Raw genomic sequence first — 22,117 nt, forward strand, 5'->3', positions numbered from 1 at the left:
CTCTTATTTATTTCATCCATCACAAATAGTGAACAAAAATGATGAAAACTAGCAGAGGATTAGTCTGTCCATTTGTCGATACTTTCTTTCGAGACGATCATGTAAAAAATCGTTTATTTATGTACGGTTTTTTACATGCAAGGGCGACGTTTATCCTCTCTAGTGAAACTAGGGAGGTTTTTTTATGACTATTTTATTCGCACGTAATATTGAAAAGAGCTTTGGTGATCGCACACTATTTACATTACCATCACTGGAAATTCAAGCACAGGACCGCATAGGAATTGTCGGAGTCAACGGAGCTGGTAAATCTACGCTATTACAAATATTAAGTAAAGAAATAGAAGCTGACAAAGGCATAGTAACTCATCATAGCTCTATCGCCACCATTCCTCAAATTAGCGAGGAATTACCAGAGATCGCTTCTTCTCCTGCAAAAGGAAAATGGAATATTTCAAACGTCTCAAATTCAATGAGCGGCGGTGAACGAATGCGTCTAAAGATTGCCCATGCTCTCGAACAAGATGCAGGCATTTTATTCGCTGATGAACCAACAAGCCACTTAGATATGGTCGGCACAGAGCAATTAGAAAAGGCACTTTTATCTTATAAAGGGGCACTTGTTTTAATATCGCATGATCGTGACTTTTTAGATAATATATGTACCAAAATTATTGAAATTGAAGACGGAATGATTCAAGAATATAAAGGAAACTATTCCAACTATCGAAAGCAAAAAGAGCGTGAGCAAATACAAAAACAAGCAGAATATGAGCAATATGTACAAGAAAAAAATCGGTTAGAGCAGTCCATTTCACAAAAAAAGCAACGTGCTTCTAGCATGACAAAAATCCCAACACGGTTCAGTTCATCTGAATCTAAACTTTACAAGTTAAGTGGCGCTCATGGCCAAGAACAGGTTAGCAAAGCCGCGAAAGCATTAGAGACACGTCTCGAAAAATTAGAAAAGAAAGATAAGCCAAGGGAGCTTTCTCAAGCTCAGTTTGACGTGCAATACCATACTCCTATTCATAGTAAAGTGGCAATACAGTTCAATAAAGCAACAAAGAAAATAGGTAATCGCACACTATTTAAAAATATGAATGGAACTATTGCCCCTGGTGCAAAGCTCGCCGTTTTAGGAACAAACGGAAGCGGCAAAACAACTTTGTTCAACATGCTTCTCGCAAACGAGCGTGGCATTCAGCTTTCGAAAAGTTGTAAAATCGGATATTTCGAACAAACTCTATCTATTTTAAAAACAGATAAAACCATTTTAGAAAACGTTCTAGAAGAAACAAACTATACGGAGGCATTCGTTCGAACAATACTTGCACGGCTCCTATTCCGCCGTGAGGATGTCCATAAAACTGTGCACGTTTTAAGTGGTGGTGAACGAATGAAAGTCGCACTCGCTAAAGTATTTTTAGGAAACTATAATATGCTTCTGCTCGATGAACCGACAAACTATTTGGACTTAGCAACGCAAGAAGAATTAGAAAGCATGTTACAAGAGTATCCTGGTACAATACTTTTCATTAGCCATGACCGTGCCTTTATTCGCTCTGTTGCAGACCATATTCTACAAGTAGATGAGAGTGAACCAAGAATCTTCCATGGTAATTACGAACAATACACAAAAAGAACAACCGGGGATTCTGTAAACGTTACTGAACAAGAATTATTACGATTACAAACAAAATTAACAGAAATCATCGGCCGAATTTCCATACCAAATCATCACGATGACATCACATCTCTCGAACAAGAATACGAAACATTATTAGTTCAAATCCAAGAATGTAAAGAAGCGCTCTAATTTCTTCCCTATATATCGACAGGACCTTCCGCATTTCCCAAGAAATATTGAAACTTCGACATAGAATAGCATCAATAAAAGTGAAAAAGCCGTGCATCAGCACGGCTTTTTCACTTTATATACGGACAGCAGTCCCGCTCACTGCAACCATTAGCATTCCTTCGCGAACTACTTCGTAATCCACGTCGATACCAACAATTGCATTCGCATTTTTTTGTCTTGCGAAAGTTTTCATCTCTTCCATTGCGATGTCGCGTGCTTCTTTTAATTTACTTTCATAAGCGCCCGCACGACCGCCAACAACGTCACGGACAGAAGCGAAAAGATCACGAACGATATTCGCGCCCATAATCGCTTCTCCATTCACGATATCGATATACTCAATAATTTCTTTTCCTTGAATTGTAGAAGTTGTTGTTACAATCATACTTTATAGCCTCCCATATGAGATTTCCACCTACTTATAGTGCACTAATTCAGTACAAATTATATTTACGAACTAAACTGAGCTTCGTATAACCTACTGTATCCTCCGCCTTGCCCAATTAACTCATCATGTGAACCTTGTTCCGCAATACCATCTTTATTTACAACGACGATGCGATCTGCATTTTTAATCGTTGCTAGTCTGTGAGCGATAACTAACGTTGTACGGCCAACAGATAGTTCAGCAAGTGATTTTTGAATCGCTAGTTCCGTCTCTGTATCCAGTGCGGAAGTCGCTTCATCTAATATTAAAATTGGCGGGTTTTTCAAGAACATACGAGCAATTGCTAGACGCTGCTTCTGTCCACCAGAAAGTTTCACACCACGCTCACCGATAACAGTATCTAAACCGTCTGGTTGTGAGTAAATTAAGTCTTCTAACTGCGCACGTTTTACCGCCTGCCAAATTTCAGCTTCTGACGCCTTTAAGTTTCCGTAAGCAATATTTTCACGAATCGTTCCTGAGAATAAGAACACATCTTGCTGCACAATTCCGATTTGCTTACGAAGTGAAGATAACGTCATATCTTTCGTATCAATACCATCAATTTGAATTGATCCAGATGATTGTTCATAGAAACGTGGTAATAGGCTACATAACGTCGTTTTCCCAGCTCCTGATGGTCCAACGAACGCAACAGTTTCACCAGCATGTATTTTCAAACTAATATCATTTAAAATCGGTTCTTTATTTTCATATCCGAATGTAATGTTGTTATATTGAATATCGCCATGTACATGCTTCACTTCCATCGCATCTTTAGAGTCTACAATATCTGGCTCTGTTTCAAGAAGCTCTACATATCTCTTAAAACCAGCAATCCCTTTCGGATAGCTTTCGATTACCGCATTAATTTTTTCAATTGGGCGGAAGAAAATATTCGTTAATAGAACAAATCCGATAAATCCACCGTACGTTAATTCACCTTGCAGAACAAACCATGTACCGCATATTAAGACGAAAAGCGTTACGAGACGCATGAGCATATAACTAACCGATGAATTTAACGCCATAATTTTATACGCCATTAATTTCGTTGTACGGAAACGAGCATTATTTACAGCAAATTGCTCTTTCTCAAACTTTTCATTTCCGAATGCTTGTACCACGCGGATACCACCAACGTTGTTCTCAATACATGCATTAAAATCAGCAACGTCTGAGAATAAACGTCTAAACGTACCTGTCATTTTTTTATTGAAGTAAAGTGCCAACCATAATAGGAATGGAATAACGAAGAACGTTAATAGCGCTAACTTCCAGTTGATCATCATCATAAATGAGAATGCCCCAACTAAAGTCATAACAGCGATAAATAAATCTTCTGGCCCGTGGTGAGCAATTTCCCCAATTTCCATTAAGTCGTTTGTAAGACGTGAAATTAAATGACCTGTTTTATTATTGTCAAAAAATCTGAATGATAGCTTTTGAATGTGATCAAATAACTTCTGCCTCATATCCGTTTCAATGTTAATACCAAGCATATGTCCCCAATATGTAACGACATATTGTAAGCCTGCATTTAATATATACACTGCAAGTAAACCGAAACAAGCCCATAAAATAAGCGTCCAGTTTTGTCCTGGCAATAACTTATCAATAAATTGATTTACGATAAGTGGGAAGCCAAGTTCTAGTAATCCTGCGACAACCGCGCAAGAAAAGTCGAGTATAAATAAACCTTTATACGGTTTATAGTAAGAAAAAAATTTACGTAGCATACCTTCCCTCCATTTTCCAAAATTAAAAACACTCCCTAAATGATAACCATTATCAAATAATTATTCAAGTTATCCGTCTATGAAACTAAAAAGAATGTTTGCGATAGGTGTCGTTTTTTTGCCGGAAAGTCGATATATTTGAATACTCGCCGATATAAACCCCATTTACTACCAATCCCGCCTCCCCCCACAACCAAAAAGGGTATCACCACAAGGTGATACCCTTTCTTCTATTACATCGCTTCTGAATCCCACTCATGCTCCTGCTGAACAAACACAATTCCTAATTCGTGATGTCCTCCGGCGTATAATGCCGTTTGAGCAAGACGAAGCTCTCCATTTGTATCTAATACTTCTAACTTACAAAATGCTCCTGTCGTCTTCGTTTGAAGCGCATCATAAAATTCCTCAGCGCTTCCTGGAATGACTCCATTTACTTTCGTAATTACTTCTCCAGGCAGTAAATTCAGCTCTGCCCCAATTGTATTCGGGATTGTATCTAATACAACAAGTCCATCATTACGTGCAGCGAAGTACGCCGGTCTTGTCTCATCCGCAATTTTTTCTTGCATGGAAATTGTGAAACGCCCAAGCATTGCGACTCCCATTGCGATAATGGCAAGTACGTGCCACCAATAACTTGCGATTCCTAAAACAAGTACAATTCCTGCTAATCCGTAGACACGTCTTCCTGTAAATAATAAAGCTTCCGTTGGCTCATAGCTTCTAATCTTTCTCATAAATCCAATTAAAAATGGAACGAGGAATAGAGAATAGGTATCTGAACCGATTGAAACGACAGGCCACCATGAAATAAACTGCGTTACTGCATCACCTGGTACAAGAATAAAAATAGGCACGATCCACAAACGCTTTGATTCGTGTAAACCAATCTTTAACCCGCGCTTACCCTTCCTAATCTTCGGCGTAGAATATCCTACTGCATTTTTAGAAATCAACAAGCCCTCTACAACAAGCATGACGCCTAGTAAAATAGCAAGAGACACAATCGTACTCTCTTCACCTTCTCCAAGCTGTAAGAAGGAAACTGGTAGCTTAGAAGATAATAGAACGCATACAATTGCGATACTAAATGTATAAGCTGCTGATAAATATCGATACATAGCAGTTAATCCAAATAATAACGTCCAAAATAAGATGATCCATAAGCTCGCTTTGGAAACGACAAGGCCAAGTCCAATTGTAATAATAGATACGATTAATCCGTATCCAACTCCCGCAAATAGAGATGTTCGCAGTTCAAACCAAATATCATAAACTTTAAAGGAAAAATCCTTTCGTTCTCGTAACATACGTAAGTATCCAACGAAGATACTACTTATTAAAAATACATAGACAGCAGGGTGTAAGAAAAAACGTCCAACTGCCCGCATTATTTCAAAAATCCATGCCTCCACGAACCCATTCACCACCATTTATATCATTCTTTCTTTTTATATTATCATAACTGGACAAGCGTTTGTTTAACACAAAAAAATACAGGCAGCAAACTGCCTGTATTTTTTTATTTCGCTATTAATTTTAATGCAGACTGTAATTGTAGATCATTTTCTCCAGAACGGATTTTTTCAATAATTTTAGTTTGAATCGCCTCAGCTGTCTTTTTATCCAGCTGTCCCGTCGCTTCCATCTCATTCGCATTTTGGAATGCTTTCAGCGCTGATTCTGTCTCTTTACTAAAGTATCCATCTTCACGCCCCGGTACATATCCTAAGCTCTTAAGCATTTCTTGCGCATGTTTTACTTGCACATCATTTGAATTGTATGAAAGTGTTTTTTCAATTTGAATTGGTGTCGCATGATAATAATCTGGTTGCTTAACTTCTACTGTTGGCGCGATTCCTTTTTTATGAATCCAGTTTCCATCCGGTGTTAACCATTTAAACATCGTTAATTTAATGTTGCTGCCATCTTTAAATGGAACGGCTTGCTGAACAGTACCTTTACCAAACGTTTTTTCACCAATTAAATCGTATCCTTCTCCCTCTTTTAGCGCACCCGCTAAAATCTCTGAAGCAGAAGCACTTCCGTTATCAATTAATACTGAAATTGGATATGGCTTTTTCTCTTTCAGTTCCGTAGAGAATTTCTTTTTCTCACCATTTCGTTGCTCTACTTGTAGCATCGGCTTTTTATCCGTCATAATTTCCCCTAGTATCTCTTCTACACTATTTAAGTAGCCACCAGGATTACCACGCACATCAATAACTAAGCCTTTGATATTTTTCTTCTCTAACTCTTTTAACTGATCCTTAAATTCTTTCGCCGTATTTTCAGCAAAAGAAGTGATTTGCATATAACCGATATCTTTTCCACTCTCTTGTTTCACAGAACTAAACACTGTGAAGATTGGAATTTTTTCACGCTTAATTTTAAATACAATCGGATCAGCTACTCCTGTACGCTTAATTTCAATCGCGACAGTCGTTCCTTTTTTACCACGAATCTTTAATACTGCTTCTTCACGTGATAAATCTTTCACACTATTTCCATCTACAGATAAAATTTGGTCATTCGGTTTAATTCCAATCTTTTCTGCCGGTGAGCCTTTAATTGGAGATACGATAATAAGCTTACCGTCCGTTTTGTTCACCTCAGCCCCGATCCCCTCTAGCTCAGGATCAAGTGATTCACTAAACTGTTTAGCCGTTTCTTTATCCATATACGTGGAATAAGGGTCCTTCAGCGTAGACAACATGCCTTGTATTGCACCTTCGACTAACTTGTCATCCTTCACGTCTTCCACATAACGTGAATCAATTAGTGCATACGCCTCATTAATTTTTGCCAAATTCCCTTGCGCGGTGCTAGCGTTTCCACTCGAAATTGTTTGCGTTACTTCTGCTGGGTTAACCCCAAATAAAGACATACCTGCAAACATTCCGCCAGCACCAATTAAAAATGCAACAACCATTCCAATAATTGCAACTCTACGTTTCAATGCGGAATTCCCCTTTCCAAAACACACAGGTGGTGTAGCAAAAGGCATCACACAGTGTGTGATGCCTTTACCTATTTCTACTATATGATAAGCTTGTACGAATTATGTTTGCAACTTTTTATACTTTTAAGAAGCGACGAATTGACATTACACTTCCCCACATACCGATTAAAGCCCCGATTAACACTAGTAAACCAGCTAATTGGAATACGAAAGGACTGTATGGTAGAAGTTCGAAAATTGTTCCGCCAAGTTTTTCGTTAAACACACTTTGTAGTGAATTATACGTAACTAGAATTAAGCCAATTGGAATAATTGATCCTAATACTCCTAGGAATAACCCCTCTAATAAGAACGGCCAACGAATAAACCAGTTTGTCGCACCTACCAGTTTCATAATTTCGATTTCTGTACTACGAGCATAAATTGTAATTTTAATTGTATTAGAGATTAAGAACATCGCTGTGAATAAAAGACCTGCAATTAACGCAATCCCGATATTACGTCCTGTTTTTACAGTATCAAATAATTTTTCAACTTGGCCTTTACCATATTGAACATTACTTACAAACTGCATTTTTTCAATCTTTTTCGCGATTGTCGCTGTATCTGTTGGTTCTTTTGCTTTTACAATGAATACGTTTTTAAGTGGGTTATCTTGTTCAAATAACTCAAACGTTTTTCCGCTATCACCTAAGCTTTTAATTAAGCGTTTTAGCTCTTCTTCTTTAGAAGAATATTTAATAGATTCTACTTTCGCAATCTTACTCATATCATCTTCTAATTTCTTTTGATCAGCTTCTTTTGCTGCTGGATCAATGTGTACACGAATTTCTACATCTTGCTCTACTTTCGTCGCAAAATGGTTCATATTCATTATCGCTGTTAAAAAGACACCTACAAGTAATAATGTAACTGTTACTGCACTAACAGAAGCAAATGTCATCCATCCGTTACGTGATAGATTCTTTACACCTTCTCGCAAATGTCGACTAAGGGTCTTAGCCTTCATATCCGTATCCTCCCTCAATCTCATCTCGAACAATTTTTCCGCCTTCAATCGCGATTACACGATGACGAATTGTATTTACGATATCTGAGTTATGTGTCGCCATAACAATCGTTGTACCACGCTCGTTAATACGCGTAAAAATCTTCATAATATCAAGAGCTGTTTCAATATCTAAGTTACCTGTTGGCTCATCGGCAATTACAACCTTTGGTCTATTAACAATTGCTCTCGCAATCGCAACACGTTGTTGCTCTCCGCCCGAAAGTTCACTTGGTAGTGCGTCTGCACGATCCTCAAGACCTACAAGACCTAAAACTTCTGTTACACGCTCACGAATGGCTTCTTTTTCTTCTTCAATTACTTCTAAGGCAAACGCAACATTCTCATATACCGTTAACTTAGGTAGTAATTTAAAATCTTGGAAAATTACGCCTAATTGACGACGGAAATATGGAACATCTCTTTCTGCTAATGTTTCAATAACAAGTCCATTTACATTAATTGATCCTGTAGATGGCTTCTCTTCACGATACATCATTTTAATAAATGTAGATTTCCCGGCTCCACTCGGTCCAACTACGTATACAAACTCACCTTGTTTAATGTTAACTGTGAGACCAGCAATGGCTTTCATACCATTCGGGTACTCCTTATAAACATTCGTCATTTTTATCATTATTTATCACCCAATACTTAATGATTTTTTTCGAAATACTTTTCTGTACATCTGAAAATAAAAACTTTATTCTCACTTAACCACTCTTGTTGAAGGTAGCTTCCATTCATGCTTTTTATTAGCGGCGCTACTCTATGTAATATATTTCAGCAAAATTCTACAAACCCCATTGTAACATCAAACGGTTTCCAGTTCGGATACATTTTTGTTACAGTTATGTTACACTCCAAAAAAAGGAAACGAGTCGTCATAGTTCTTACCCAAAATCATTTTGGGATAAGATTATATAACCAACTCGTCCACTTTACCTTTTTTATTTATGTTCAGCTAACCACTCAGCTACTTTTTTCGCATCCTCACCTTGAATGATTCCTGGTGACATGGAACCGCGACCTTTTTCAATAATCTTTTCAATCTCTGCTGCATCATATTTCTGTCCCACTTTTCGTAAATCCGGTCCAGTTGCTCCCGATAAATCTTTCGCGTGACAGCCTATACAACTTTTTTGGTAAATTTGCTCTGCGCTATCTGTGCTTGCAGATTGTTTCGAAGGCTTACTCTCTTCTTTATTTCCACATGCTCCTAAAGCAAAAACGACTGATGTTCCTAACGCAATAGCCAACAATTTCTTTTTCATTTCTATCGCTCCCCATTGTTGATATTCTTTTCATTCCTAACACACTCATTTTCATTATAAGCATTATCTTTATATAGAAAAACTAAGGTATATTTCATATTTTTCAAAAATACAGTAAGAACCCTGATAATATAAAGCTTTCATAAGTTGTTTCAATTCTGTGAACAACATAAAAACTTCTATAAAGAATTCTTGTTGAACAGAAAATCAGAAAATTTCTGTTCAAGTCTTACTCTATTGCCGCTCTGTTTTACTATTCTCTACTTTTTACAAAACAATATACAACATTGTATGCTACATATAATCTCATCAAAAAGAGAAGTTGTCGTTTCCAACTTCTCTTCCTCTTTACTTCATCTATAGAAATAAAATCAAATTCTTTATCTCCTCGACTATCCTCAGCATACGCCGACAACTTTGTTGGCTTTTTTTCGCTTATTAGATGCGAGAACGTAAGTAAGCATCAATAAATGGATCAATTTCTCCATCCATAACCGCTTGTACGTTACCAACCTCTGTATTTGTACGGTGGTCTTTCACAAGAGAATACGGGTGGAATACGTAAGAACGAATTTGGCTACCCCATCCGATTTCTTTTTGTTCACCGCGAATTTCATCTAACTCCGCTTGTTGCTCTTCTAGTTTCTTTTGATACAATTTCGCTTTTAACATTTTCATCGCGTGCTCACGGTTTTTAATTTGTGAACGCTCTGACTGACATGTTACAACTGTGTTTGTTGGTGTATGTGTAATACGAACTGCTGAGTCTGTCGTATTAATATGCTGTCCACCTGCACCACTTGCACGGTACGTATCAACTTTTAAGTCTTCTGAACGTATTTCGATTTCAACTTCATCATTGAACTCAGGTACAACTTCACAAGATACGAACGATGTATGACGACGGCCTGAAGAATCGAATGGCGAAATACGTACAAGACGATGTACACCTTTCTCTGCCTTTAAATAACCGTAAGCATTATGACCTTTAATTAATAAAGTAACACTCTTAATACCAGCTTCATCACCTGGTAAGTAGTCAACCGTTTCTACTTTAAACCCACGTTTTTCAGCCCAACGTGTGTACATACGTAATAACATAGAACCCCAGTCTTGTGACTCTGTTCCACCAGCACCTGGATGTAATTCTAAAATAGCGTTATTTTTATCATAAGGATCGCTTAGTAGTAACTGAAGCTCATACTCATTCATTTCTTGAATTAAGCCTTTCACTTCAGATTCAAGTTCCTCATGTAAATCTTCATCATACTCTTCTTTTAAAAGCTCATGCGTGATTTCTAAATTTTCGAATGTCTCATCTAACTGACGGAACTTTCCAACCATCTCTTTCAGTGCATTAGCTTCGTTAATTACAGCTTGTGCGCCTTGTTGGTCATCCCAAAATCCTGCACCCATCATTGTCTCTTCTAACTCTGCAATTTGTTTCTCCTTAGTAGGAAGGTCAAAGAGACCCCCTAAAAGCCGCTAATCTCTTAGCCATTTTCTCTAATTCTTGTCTAATTTCTACTAATTCCATTTCCTTCACCTCTATGTAATTGCTGTTACTTTCTTATCAAAACAAGGGAAACTCTCTCCACTTATGACGGAGAGAGTTTAATCTTTCTTAATTATACATTTTTGATGTAAAATTTTGCAAAGCAATCTGGGCTACCGCCCTGTATTACTTCCCGATACCACAGCAGTTTTTATATTTTTTACCGCTACCACATTTACATACATCGTTGCGGCCTACTTGGTCTCCTTTTACAACTGGTTTTTTCTTCGCTTCTTCGCCATCACTAGATGGATGAACAGCTTCACCTTGAACAACTTCTTGACGCTCTAAGTTTTGTTCAATTTCAGCCTTCATAATGTAACGAGAGATTTCCTCTTCAATAGAAGCAATCATCGACTCGAACATTGCGAATCCTTCCATTTGATACTCACGAAGTGGATCAATTTGACCGTAAGCACGTAAATGAATACCTTCACGAAGGTGATCCATCGCATCAATATGCTCTGTCCATTTCGTATCTACTACACGGAATACAACAACTTTTTCAAACTCACGCATTTGCTCTTCTGGCAGAAGCTTTTCTTTGTCGTTGTAACGCTCTATTAATTTCGCGATAATTGGCTCGCTCATTTCCTCTGGAGCAAGACGACGTAACTCTTCTTCTTTTATATCGTCTTCTTGCAGAAGGTTTGTATTTAAGTAGTCAACAAGACCTTTAATATTCCAATCTTCTTCAATTTCCTCTTGTGTATGAAGCGCAACAGCACGTTCTACTGTAGATTTCATCATACCTTCAATAATACTGCGTAAATTCTCAGAATCCATTACTTCTTGACGCTGTTTGTAAATAACTTCACGTTGCTGACGAAGTACATCATCGTACTGCAGTAACTGCTTACGTGCGTCATAGTTATTTCCTTCTACACGTTTTTGTGCAGATTCTACCGCACGAGAAACCATTTTACTTTCAATCGGCTGTGAATCATCCATACCAAGACGATCCATCATCGCTTTCATATTGTCAGAACCGAAGCGGCGCATTAGTTCATCTTCCATAGACAAGTAGAACTGCGTTACACCAGGGTCCCCTTGACGACCAGCACGACCACGTAACTGATTATCAATACGACGGCTTTCGTGACGCTCTGTACCGATAACTGCTAGACCAACGTTTTTAATATCGTCTCCAAGCTTAATATCCGTACCACGACCAGCCATGTTCGTCGCAATCGTTACAGCACCTTTCATACCAGCTTCTGCAATGATATCTGCTTCACGCGCATGGTTTTTCGCGTTTAAAATGTTATGGCGTACACCTTTACGTGTTAACATTTTTGAAATAAGCTCTGACGTTTCAATTGCAACTGTACCAACAAGAATAGGTTGCCCTTGTTTATGACGATTTACAATATCCTCAACAACTGCATTGAATTTGCCTTCCATTGATTTGAAGATTAAATCAGCACGGTCATCACGAATAATATCTTTGTTCGTTGGAATTACGATAACATTCATATTGTAAATACTACGGAACTCTTCTTCTTCCGTTTTCGCTGTACCAGTCATACCAGATAACTTTTCATACATACGGAAATAGTTCTGGAACGTAATTGTTGCGAGTGTCATACTTTCATTTTGAATTTCTACGCCTTCTTTTGCTTCAATAGCTTGGTGTAAACCTTCGCTATAACGACGACCTTTCATAAGACGACCAGTGAATTGGTCTACAATTACGATTTCGCCTTCTTGTACAACATAATCTGTATCAAGATGCATAACAACGTGTGCACGAAGCGCCTGATTAATATGGTGAAGAAGTGCTACATGTTTTAAATCGAATAAGTTTTCAATATGGAAAGCTTTCTCAGCTTTCGTAATACCATCTTCTGTTAACATTACATTTTTCGTTTTCACATCAAATGAATATTCTTTTTCATTTTCTAATGTACGAACGAATGCATTTGCAAACATGTATAACTCTGTTGATTTTTGTGCTTGTCCTGAAATAATAAGCGGCGTACGCGCTTCATCGACTAAGATAGAATCGACTTCATCGATAATAGCAAAATGAAGTGGACGTTGAACGCACTGCTCTCTATATAAAACCATGTTGTCACGTAAGTAATCGAATCCAAGCTCATTATTTGTGCTATACGTAATATCAGCAGCATAAGCCTCTTGTTTCTCTTCGCGTGACATGCTGTTTAAGTTAATTCCTACTGTTAAGCCTAGGAACTCATGAAGTTGTCCCATTTCGCTCGCATCACGTTGTGCTAAGTATTCATTGACTGTAACAACGTGAACACCTTTTCCTGTTAAAGCATTTAAATATACAGGTAATGTAGATGTTAACGTTTTACCTTCACCCGTTTTCATCTCAGAGATATTCCCTTCATGTAAGGCAATACCACCCATTAACTGCACGCCATACGGACGCATTCCAAGAACACGAGTCGCAGCTTCGCGAACAACCGCAAAAGCTTCAGGAAGTAGATCATCTACTGTCTCACCTTTTGTTAGACGTTCTTTAAATTCAAGCGTCTTTCCTTTTAATTGTTCATCTGTTAGTGGCTTAATAGATGATTCTAATGCATCAATTTGCTCAACTGTCTTCTGCATACGTTTAATTTGGCGTTGATTTACATCAAATACCTTTTTTAAAATACCGATCATAGGAAATACGCTCCTCTTTTTTATTAAAATAAAACTTCCGATTGTCTTTTCTTTTTCTATTACAATCAGTCGTTATAAAAATCAAATGTATGTTATGCCAATTTTTCTCCTAATTAAAAAAACTAAAATGTATATACCTAATGATAATTGTAACACTTGTCTTATAACTATGACAACAATCGGCGAAATGTCTCGTTCTAAATTAAGAAAACTTTTTTTCAAAATCTATTTTCAGCAAAAAAAGCGCAGCCATTTCGGCTGCGCTTTTGAATTATTATTTAGTTTCGATTAAACCATATTTCCCATCTTTACGGCCATATACAACATTAGTTTCATTTGTATCAGCATTTGTGAAGACGAAGAAATTATGTCCTAGCATATCCATTTGTAGGATCGCTTCTTCAACGTCCATCGGTTTTAAATCAAATCGTTTTGTACGTACAAGTTCTAATTCATCCTCTTCTACCGCATCCAAAACAGCTACTGCTTCTGGAAGGATAAAGTTCGTTTTCACAGAACCTTTCTCACGTAACTTACGATTTACCTTTGTTTTATGTTTACGAATTTGTCGCTCAAGTTTATCAACTACTAAATCGATAGCAGCGTACATATCGCTATTAGTTTCTTCTGCACGAAGTAATAAATCAGTAAATGGAATTGTTACCTCGACACGTTGCTTGTCAGAGTATACTTTTAAATTAACTTTAATCTCTGGGAATGTATCAAAATAACGCTCTAACTTACTTAGTTTTTTCTCTACATATTCCTTTAATGCTGGAGTTACTTCAATATTTTCACCACGAATGTTGAATTTCATAGATGAATTCCTCCTTTCAAGCCTATGTACTATAATTTCGACACTGGCTTAAAAACTCCTTCTAACTTTTTTAAAAAAATTAGTGGAATTGCGATTTTTTTATCGTTTTTTGTTGAAATGAAAAGATGCATCGTTTCTATCTTTATTTTATCCTATTAACATCGTGAATAACGAATATAACTGTGGACAATTCGTTACAGAAAAGAAACAACTTTTTGACAACTTGATTCATAACAAAAACCCCTTGCAAAAAACAAGAGGTTCTACCACATATATATAACGTTGCCACAAACGCAGCTTTCTCTTCCCAAAAACAATATCCCTACAGTTTTACAACATTAGCTGCTTGTGGTCCACGTGCTCCATCTACAATGTCAAACTTAACTTGTTGCCCTTCTTCTAATGACTTATATCCATCTTGTTGAATAGCAGAAAAATGCACAAATACATCATCACCATCTTCACGCTCAATAAACCCAAATCCCTTTTCTGCATTGAACCATTTCACTCTTCCTTGCATGTTCATTCCATTCCCTTCACTCTAAAAATCAGGGCATTCGCCCTATAATTTGACTATAACGAATGACAACTTACGAAGTCAAAGAAGACTTATCGTCTTTTTATTATCCCTTTCGACAGTTACAGATCAACTTCTACAGAGCGTCAAACTAGAAACTTCTCTTGCTCCTCTATCGTATAAAAGACTTCCAATTTGTCTAACTGTAATTCCTGTCGTATATACATCATCAATGAGTAAAATGTGTTGACCATGAAACATCTCTTCTCCCTGAAAATAAAAAGGATTACTTCCCGAAAGCCTTTCTTTACGTGTCTTCTTACTTTGTTTTTCTGTTTCCTTTCTTCTTAATGATGAATAGAAAGTTTTGACAGGCAAACAAGCTGCTAATAACTCTGCCTGATTAAAACCACGTTCATATTCCCGTTCCCTACTAAGTGGAACAGCAATAACACTTGAAACGTTCGTAAAATGTTTTTGAAATAGCTCCCGAAAGGATCGATGAAAAATATGAACTAACTCTGCATCCCCCCGAAACTTAAACTGCGCTAATATTTTTTTCATCTCATCATCGTACACGTGCAAAGAACGATTTTTAAAAGGACAATACTTCTCCTCATTTATCCACCTTACGCAATCCATACAAATATCATTTTCTTTATATTCGGAAGGAAAGTCCTCTAAAGGTCGCCCACACTCAATGCAAATCTCTCCTATAATATAGGAAAGTTTCCGCTCACATCTGTCACATATATATTTTTTATGAGGCTTTATAAAAAAGGTGTACCAACTAACTGTTTCCAACATATACTCATCACAAAGTAGACAATGCATTAATCGATTAACCCTTGTTCTTTTGCCTTTTTGTTCATACTTTGAATATGTTTTTTCGCGCGTACCATCGCCTCTGTCTTACCGTAATGAAAATAAATAACCTCACCATAAGGTTCTTCAAAACTACGACCTGCTCGACCTGCAATTTGTACGAGCGCGCTTTCTGAAAATATTTCTTCTTCTGCTCCTAACACCGCAACTTGTAAATTCTTCACCGTTACTCCTCTCTCTAAAATTGTCGTTGTAACTAATAACGGAATTTCTCCCTTTCTGAAAGCTGCTACTTTTTCTTTTCTCATCGGATCTTCTGCATGTACACCATCGATTCTATGATCCAACGTTTTCAATATCAGGCTCAATTCTTCTATATATCGCACATGAGGAACAAATAAAAAAATGGGATGTTTTTTGTTTACGTACATTTCTAACCATTGTAGTAAAACTCGAGGGATTTTTTTATGATGAAGGCTTTTCTTCCAATTTCCGCACCAGCAAAATAGAGGAACTGGTAACGGGTGACGATGGTATCGCCCTGAGACAATAATACCTTTTTGTTTCCCGCTTCTGAAATTACGCTTCCACTTTTCATCGGGAGTTGCCGTTAAATAAATACGTGCCGCTTTCTCTTTCATTGCTTGTTGCACTGCATACTGTAACATTTGATCCGCATGATACGGGAAGGCATCTATCTCATCTACAATCATGACATGAAATGCTCTATAGTAACGTAACAATTGATGAGTCGTTGCAACTACTAACGCTGCATCTTTGTCCCTATCTTCACTTCCTCCGTATAAGGAAGCTACATTTACATTTGGAAACACTTTTTGTAATCTCGGCGCTAATTCCAGTACAACGTCTGTTCTGGGCGTTGCGATACAAACTCTTTCTCCTTTTCGCAATGCCTCTTCCATACCGTAAAATAACATTTCTGTCTTTCCAGCCCCGCACACAGCCCAAATAAAAAAAGAGTCTTTCTGCTTAATAGCTTCTATAACACCTTGCGCCGCCAACTCCTGACCGGTAGACAAAGTCCCATTCCACTGTAATGGATTTAAACTTTTTTCTCCTTTTCTTTCAGCAATCCAACGAACGAGTACAGCACATTCACTTACCCTCCCCATCGTTATACACTTCCGGCAATACGTACATACTTTACTGCACCTTTTACATAAAAATGACGCAAATAGCCGCTGCTCTATATTACCGCAGCGCTGACATATATATTTAGAAGCCTTCTTTATTACACCTTGTACACATACGACCTCCCTCTTCTTTTTCAACTCTTGTAATGTATCCCGTAAATCTGAAGAGAGTTCCTCTAATAGTAACTGTTTCCCTGCTAACATCAGCAACCACCTCCAGCACTACTATAAACCCTTCTCATAATCTCGTAAAAACTCAAAAAAGCCGATAACCTACTTATAAAATAGTAAGCTATCGACTTTATACACATGTTTTATTCGTTTATAAATCCTAGAATCGACCGTATCCTAAGAAATGTTTTTGGTTGTAGCTACTGCTTAAGCTAGCGTAAGCAATCCCTTTATCACCAGCATGAATCATTTGGCCATTCCCAACGTAAATACCGATGTGAGATGGACCTGGTTTATAAGTACCTTGGAAGAATACTAAATCTCCAGGTTGTGGGCTACTTACTTTAGAAACTGAATTCCAGTAACCTGCAACGTCTTGACGTCCTACACCGAAGATGTAAGAAATGAATCCACTACAGTCAAAACCACCGTTTGATGGAGATGCACTTCCCCAAACATATGGTAAACCTAAGTAGCTCTGCGCTTTACCAATTACACCACCCGCATTTGAAGCTGGTGCTGGCTCTGCTTGTTTCTTTTCTTGCTTAGGTGCTTCTGTTTTAGGTTCCTCTTTTTGAGCTTGTCCACCGTTGTTTGCTGGCGCAGCTTGCTGAGCAGGTGCAGCTTGTGCTGTAGGCGCTTGCGCATCTTTAGCAGCTTGTTCTGCTTGTTTTTGAGCAGCAGCTTCTTGTGCAGCTTTTTCTTGTGCTTCTTGTTCAGCAATACGTTGTAATTGCAATGCTTGTTTTTCAAGATCTTTCAATTGACTTTCCGTACTTGTCATTGAAGTTACAACTGTATCCATTTTGCCGCTTAAATCATTTACTGCTGTTGATTTTTTCGCTTTTTCAGCGTCAAGTTCTTTCTTAGCAGTTTCAATTTGAGCTTGTGCTTCTTTTAATTCTTTTTGCTTTGTTTTTACCGTTTCAACATCTTTTTTCACGTTCGCTTGATCTTCTTGTTGTGTTTTCATGATATCTTCGTCAGACTCAAGAATTTTAGAAACAGAAGCTAAACGATCAACTAGATCTGCAACGTTTTTAGAGTTTACAAGAACTTCTGTTACAACATTTGTATTTGGTTGTTCTTGAAGTGCAACTAAACGTTTTCTTAATAATTCTTCACGTTTTGCAATTTTCGTTTGTAGTTCTGCAATATCTTTATTTTTATTTTCAATTAATTGCTCAGTATCAGCAACTTTTTTAGTTGTTTCATCAAGCTTTGAAGCATTCTCTTGAACAGACTTATCCAAACCTTGAATTGTTTTGTTTAAGTCATTCATTTGTTTTTGTAATTCATCACGTTCTTGTTGTTGTTTATGTAAAGTGTCATTTTGTGTATTAATTTGTGATTTCACGTCAGAAATCTTATCTTCTGCAAATACATTTGGTGTTAGTCCTGAAAACATTAACCCTGCAACTAATGCGCAAGATGCCATTTTTAGCTTTTTCATTTTATTTTTTACACCGCTTTCTTTTGTCTTTTTTCCGTATATAACCTATAAAATTTATACCATAATTCGGGATTTTTTTTGCTAATGTTACGCTATTGTAAAACAAATGTAATATTATATGTAACTCTATCGCAAAATATGCATATTTTTGTATGTATGTGTAGAATTTCAAAAGATTTTTATAAGCAAAGAAAAAACGCAAGGTTTCCCTTACGTTTTGTTAAATACACTAATCCAAATGAAATCAAAACGTTATTTCATCCATTTCTCAGCCCAATTTTGGACTTCATCCATAACACTTTCTAATGCTTTCCCTTTGTCAGTTAAGCCGTACTCGATTCGAACTGGTACTTCTGGGTAAACATTACGAACTACAATGCCTTCGCTTTCCAATTCCTTTAAACGCTCTGACAACATACGATCGCTCATATTTGGTATAATATCTGCGATTTCTCTAAAACGTTTTGACTCTTCAAGCAAAGATTTAATAATTAAGCCAGTCCATTTTTTACTAAGCAAAGTAAAAGCTGACTCAAACTTTGGACATAAACAAGAATTATGCTCCATATCTTTCACCTCTCTTCCATTATAATATAGTTTCTTGTAAAAAGTAAGTTATAAAACTTTCCTCATTATTTTATTTTACGTACATTTTACCATTTCCAAATATTAACTTGTCAACTACAGGCAAAATACCCGTAAAAAAACCCTCTTCAAAAAGAGAGCTTTTGATATCTTTATTACTTCGTATACCATCCAAGACCTAATGCACCTTCACCCAAATGCGTACCAATTACAGCACCAAAATAACCTGTTCGGATTGTGACATGAGGATATTTTGCTTCTAATTCTGCCTTCCATTCATTCGCTTCCTCTTCACGTTGTGCATGAATGATAACTGCTTCCATAGGTAAACCTTGACTTGCTTGCTCATCAAAAATTTCAACAATTCGTTTTAACGCTTTTTTACGTGTACGAATCTTTTCAAATGGAATAATGATTTTATCTCTAAAATATAAAACGGGCTTCACTTGTAACAAACTACCAATGAAGGCTTGTGCACTATTTAATCGTCCGCCACGTTGTAAATGATGTAAATCATCCACTACAAAATAAGCGTCCATCGTTTGCTTCATTTCATCAAAACGGGCAACGATCTCTTTCGGATCTTTTCCTTCGCTTGCTAATTTTGCCCCTTCACGTACATAGAATCCTTGTACTTCACAACTAATTTCAGAGTCGTACGTATATACATCAATACCCTCTACCATTTGCCCGGCTGTCGTGGCCGTTTGATATGTACCACTAATTCCACTTGAAAGATGAATGCTAATAACCGCATCGTAATCCTTAGATAGTTCTTCAAATAACTCAACAAACTTTCCGATTGCTGGCTGAGAAGTTTTCGGAAGTTCTTCTTGCTCACGTACTTTTACATAGAAATCATCTACTGAAATTTCAGCTTCTTCTTGATAAGATTCCGTTCCAAACACAACGTTTAATGGAATCATATATATATTGAGTTCATCACGAATATGCTTCGGTATATATGCTGTACTATCAGTAACAATAGCTGTTTTCATTTGCGTACCTGCCTTATAAAAAAGTTTTTATTCCCTAAGTTTACACGAAAACTAAAAATGGTGCATCCATACATGAAAATGCCGATTTGGAATTATACTCACCATCTCGACAAATTACAACAAAAAGGGGAAATACTCACCAAAAATTTCAACTTATTTATAAAAAATGTTTGAATATAAAAACGCTCGCTTTTAAAATGTAAAGTACTAGTCATTTTGGTAGATAGGGGCGTATACGAGTGTTATTACAATATTTAACAATCAAAGACTACGGTGAGCATGAAATTGTCATTCAAAAATCAAGATTTATTTGTTATGTTAGCAGAGCTACAACCGAAGAAGAAGCTCAAGAGTTTATACAAAAAATAAAAAAACAAAATTGGAATGCCACACATAATTGTTCTGCGTATTTGATTGGCGAACAAGATCAAATCCAAAAAGCAAATGATGATGGAGAACCTAGCGGTACAGCTGGCGTACCTATGTTAGAGGTACTAAAAAAACGCGGTTTAAAAGATACCGTCGTTGTCGTTACACGCTATTTTGGTGGCATTAAACTTGGCGCAGGTGGATTAATTCGCGCATATGGAAAATGTACAAGTGAGGGTATTAATCATGTTGGTGTCGTTCAGCGAAAACTAATGCGTGTTATGCAGACCGAAATTGATTACACATTACTTGGCAAAATTGAAAATGAATTACGTAATTCGAAATATGCCATTAAAGATATACATTATCTCGAAAATGTCACATTTGATACGTATGTAGAAGAAGACGGAAAACAAGCATTCACAGATTGGATGATTGAGTTAACAAATGGGAAATGTACAATTACAGAAGGAGATATGTTGTACTTAGAACAAGATGTTATCTAAGAATAGCTATATTATCACCTTTAAAGATTAATGTAGTGAATTACTTTCCTACAAATGAACTAAGGAGATTATATATGGAAGAACGTTATTATCATCTCCAAAATAGCAGAATAAAAAAGAAACGAAGAAGAAAGTTTTTCTACTTCCTTATTTTCGTATTTTTATTTGGTGGTGTAGGACTTTATATATTAAATTCCTACTCTTCTCTCATGGGGATGTATAGTGGTTTTACTCGTCAAAAATCGGACTTGAGAACCGAAGATGTAGAAATTACAAAGGAGCCTTTTACACTCCTCATTATGGGTATAGAAGATTATGCAACGGACGGTCAAAACGGTCGTACAGATTCATTAATGTTTGCGACCGTCAATCCGAAAACTAAAAAGATTTCGCTTATGAGTATCCCTCGTGATAGTCGCGTTCCAATTGTTGGTAAGAACAAAGAGGACAAAATTAACGCTGCGCACGCTTACGGCGGAGAAGAAATGGCAATCAAAACGGTCGAAGGTTTTCTAAAAGTTCCTGTAGACCATTATATTAAAATTGATTTCCAAGGCTTTAAAGGTATTGTTGATGCTGTTGGCGGTGTTACTGTTGATGTCCCATTCGATTTTTGGGAGCGTTCGGACGTGGATTACTACAAAAAAATCAAATTTAAGCAAGGACAACAAGACTTAAATGGGGAAGAAGCACTCGCATACGTACGTATGCGAAAGCAGGATCCAAACGGCGATTATGGTCGGGCTGCTAGACAAAGACAATTACTAGCCGCTGTTGCTCAAAAACTAAATTCAGCCTCTACCGTATTTAAAATTAAAGATTTAACAGCAGTCGTTGGAAAATATATAAAAACTGACATTCCTATTTCTGACGGACTTGCACTTTACAATAAACTATCTGGGTTTGATCCTTCTACAATACAAACGCTCAAACTTGAAGGAGAAGACAAAAAAATAGGTGGTATTTATTACTTCCTTCCAGATCCAATCGGTGTAGAGACAGTACGTAACGAAATTAAAAAAGAATTAGGAGAAACGGCAAACACTCAAGAAAATCCAACTAAAAAAACCGAATCAAATCCTTCTTCCAATTCTAACTCTGACGAAAAAGCAAAGAAAGAAACGAATCAGAATCAGAACAAAACACCAACTGAGCCACCTCCTTCTACGAATGCTCATGCAGAGTGGATTATGAGAAATCAGCAATAACAAAAAGAGCC

Annotated in this window: 19 protein-coding genes; 3 read left to right on the forward strand and 16 right to left on the reverse strand. The window is 37.0% G+C overall.

Annotated features, from left to right (window positions below):
* Positions 1-184: 184 nt before the first annotated feature.
* Complete coding sequence (abc-f, locus tag KZZ19_RS25360; protein ID WP_237981268.1) at positions 185-1,819, forward strand: ribosomal protection-like ABC-F family protein; 1,635 nt, start codon at positions 185-187, stop codon at positions 1,817-1,819.
* 115 nt (positions 1,820-1,934) lie between these two features.
* Here the strand turns inward: abc-f and KZZ19_RS25365 are convergent, their stop codons facing one another.
* The 16 genes from KZZ19_RS25365 to KZZ19_RS25440 all read right to left on the reverse strand — a co-directional run bounded on the left by KZZ19_RS25365 (position 1,935) and on the right by KZZ19_RS25440 (position 20,023).
* Positions 1,935-2,246, reverse strand: a complete 312-nt coding sequence (locus KZZ19_RS25365) for a heavy metal-binding domain-containing protein (RefSeq protein WP_000637523.1) — start codon at positions 2,244-2,246, stop codon at positions 1,935-1,937.
* Positions 2,247-2,311: 65 nt separating this feature from the next.
* A complete protein-coding gene (locus KZZ19_RS25370) occupies positions 2,312-4,027 on the reverse strand; it encodes an ABC transporter ATP-binding protein (protein WP_237981267.1) in 1,716 nt (571 codons plus the stop codon).
* 233 nt (positions 4,028-4,260) lie between these two features.
* Complete coding sequence (locus KZZ19_RS25375; protein WP_237981266.1) at positions 4,261-5,463, reverse strand: PDZ domain-containing protein; 1,203 nt, start codon at positions 5,461-5,463, stop codon at positions 4,261-4,263.
* Positions 5,464-5,552: 89 nt separating this feature from the next.
* A complete protein-coding gene (locus KZZ19_RS25380) occupies positions 5,553-7,037 on the reverse strand; it encodes a S41 family peptidase (protein ID WP_237981331.1) in 1,485 nt (494 codons plus the stop codon).
* A 70-nt stretch (positions 7,038-7,107) separates the two neighbouring features.
* Positions 7,108-8,001, reverse strand: coding sequence for a permease-like cell division protein FtsX (gene ftsX, locus KZZ19_RS25385; RefSeq protein WP_000645020.1), 894 nt, complete (start codon positions 7,999-8,001; stop codon positions 7,108-7,110).
* Positions 7,991-8,677 (reverse strand): cell division ATP-binding protein FtsE, encoded by a 687-nt coding sequence (gene ftsE / locus KZZ19_RS25390; protein ID WP_000594325.1) that lies wholly within the window; start codon positions 8,675-8,677, stop codon positions 7,991-7,993. The genes ftsX and ftsE overlap by 11 nt, the downstream gene beginning before the upstream one ends.
* Positions 8,678-8,990: 313 nt before the next feature.
* Positions 8,991-9,314, reverse strand: coding sequence for a cytochrome c551 (gene cccB / locus KZZ19_RS25395; RefSeq protein ID WP_000727965.1), 324 nt, complete (start codon positions 9,312-9,314; stop codon positions 8,991-8,993).
* 438 nt (positions 9,315-9,752) lie between these two features.
* Positions 9,753-10,851 (reverse strand): peptide chain release factor 2 gene (gene prfB, locus KZZ19_RS25400; RefSeq protein ID WP_096001656.1). Its coding sequence is split into 2 segments (ribosomal slippage): positions 9,753-10,778 and positions 10,780-10,851, totalling 1,098 coding nucleotides; the frame shifts between segments, so codons are not numbered across the junction.
* Between the two features lie 144 nt (positions 10,852-10,995).
* The gene (gene secA / locus KZZ19_RS25405; protein WP_088098402.1) at positions 10,996-13,503 is read right to left on the reverse strand and encodes a preprotein translocase subunit SecA; all 2,508 of its coding nucleotides are present in this window, start codon (positions 13,501-13,503) and stop codon (positions 10,996-10,998) included.
* A 274-nt stretch (positions 13,504-13,777) separates the two neighbouring features.
* Entirely contained in the window at positions 13,778-14,320 is a 543-nt protein-coding gene (hpf, locus tag KZZ19_RS25410) for a ribosome hibernation-promoting factor, HPF/YfiA family (RefSeq protein ID WP_000671193.1), read from the reverse strand.
* A 322-nt stretch (positions 14,321-14,642) separates the two neighbouring features.
* Complete coding sequence (cspC, locus tag KZZ19_RS25415) at positions 14,643-14,840, reverse strand: cold shock protein CspC (protein WP_044439520.1); 198 nt, start codon at positions 14,838-14,840, stop codon at positions 14,643-14,645.
* Positions 14,841-14,966: 126 nt separating this feature from the next.
* Positions 14,967-15,671: a ComF family protein gene (locus KZZ19_RS25420; RefSeq protein ID WP_237981265.1), complete on the reverse strand. Its 705-nt coding sequence runs from the start codon at positions 15,669-15,671 to the stop codon at positions 14,967-14,969.
* Positions 15,671-17,020, reverse strand: coding sequence for an ATP-dependent helicase ComFA (comFA, locus tag KZZ19_RS25425; RefSeq protein ID WP_088098406.1), 1,350 nt, complete (start codon positions 17,018-17,020; stop codon positions 15,671-15,673). Before comFA ends, KZZ19_RS25420 begins: the two co-directional genes overlap by 1 nt.
* 127 nt (positions 17,021-17,147) lie before the next feature.
* A complete protein-coding gene (locus tag KZZ19_RS25430; RefSeq protein WP_088098407.1) occupies positions 17,148-18,440 on the reverse strand; it encodes an NlpC/P60 family protein in 1,293 nt (430 codons plus the stop codon).
* Positions 18,441-18,692: 252 nt separating this feature from the next.
* Positions 18,693-19,007: a winged helix-turn-helix transcriptional regulator gene (locus KZZ19_RS25435; RefSeq protein WP_000400857.1), complete on the reverse strand. Its 315-nt coding sequence runs from the start codon at positions 19,005-19,007 to the stop codon at positions 18,693-18,695.
* Between the two features lie 173 nt (positions 19,008-19,180).
* Positions 19,181-20,023 (reverse strand): DegV family protein, encoded by an 843-nt coding sequence (locus KZZ19_RS25440; RefSeq protein WP_088098409.1) that lies wholly within the window; start codon positions 20,021-20,023, stop codon positions 19,181-19,183.
* A 239-nt stretch (positions 20,024-20,262) separates the two neighbouring features.
* Between KZZ19_RS25440 and KZZ19_RS25445 the strand changes: the two genes are divergently transcribed.
* Together KZZ19_RS25445 and KZZ19_RS25450 are read left to right on the forward strand one after the other, a co-directional pair.
* Positions 20,263-20,898, forward strand: coding sequence for a YigZ family protein (locus tag KZZ19_RS25445; RefSeq protein WP_061679333.1), 636 nt, complete (start codon positions 20,263-20,265; stop codon positions 20,896-20,898).
* 74 nt (positions 20,899-20,972) lie between these two features.
* Complete coding sequence (locus KZZ19_RS25450; RefSeq protein ID WP_237981264.1) at positions 20,973-22,106, forward strand: LCP family protein; 1,134 nt, start codon at positions 20,973-20,975, stop codon at positions 22,104-22,106.
* Positions 22,107-22,117 lie beyond the last annotated feature (11 nt).

Source organism: Bacillus thuringiensis (genome assembly GCF_022095615.2).
GTDB lineage: Bacteria > Bacillota > Bacilli > Bacillales > Bacillaceae_G > Bacillus_A > Bacillus_A cereus_AG.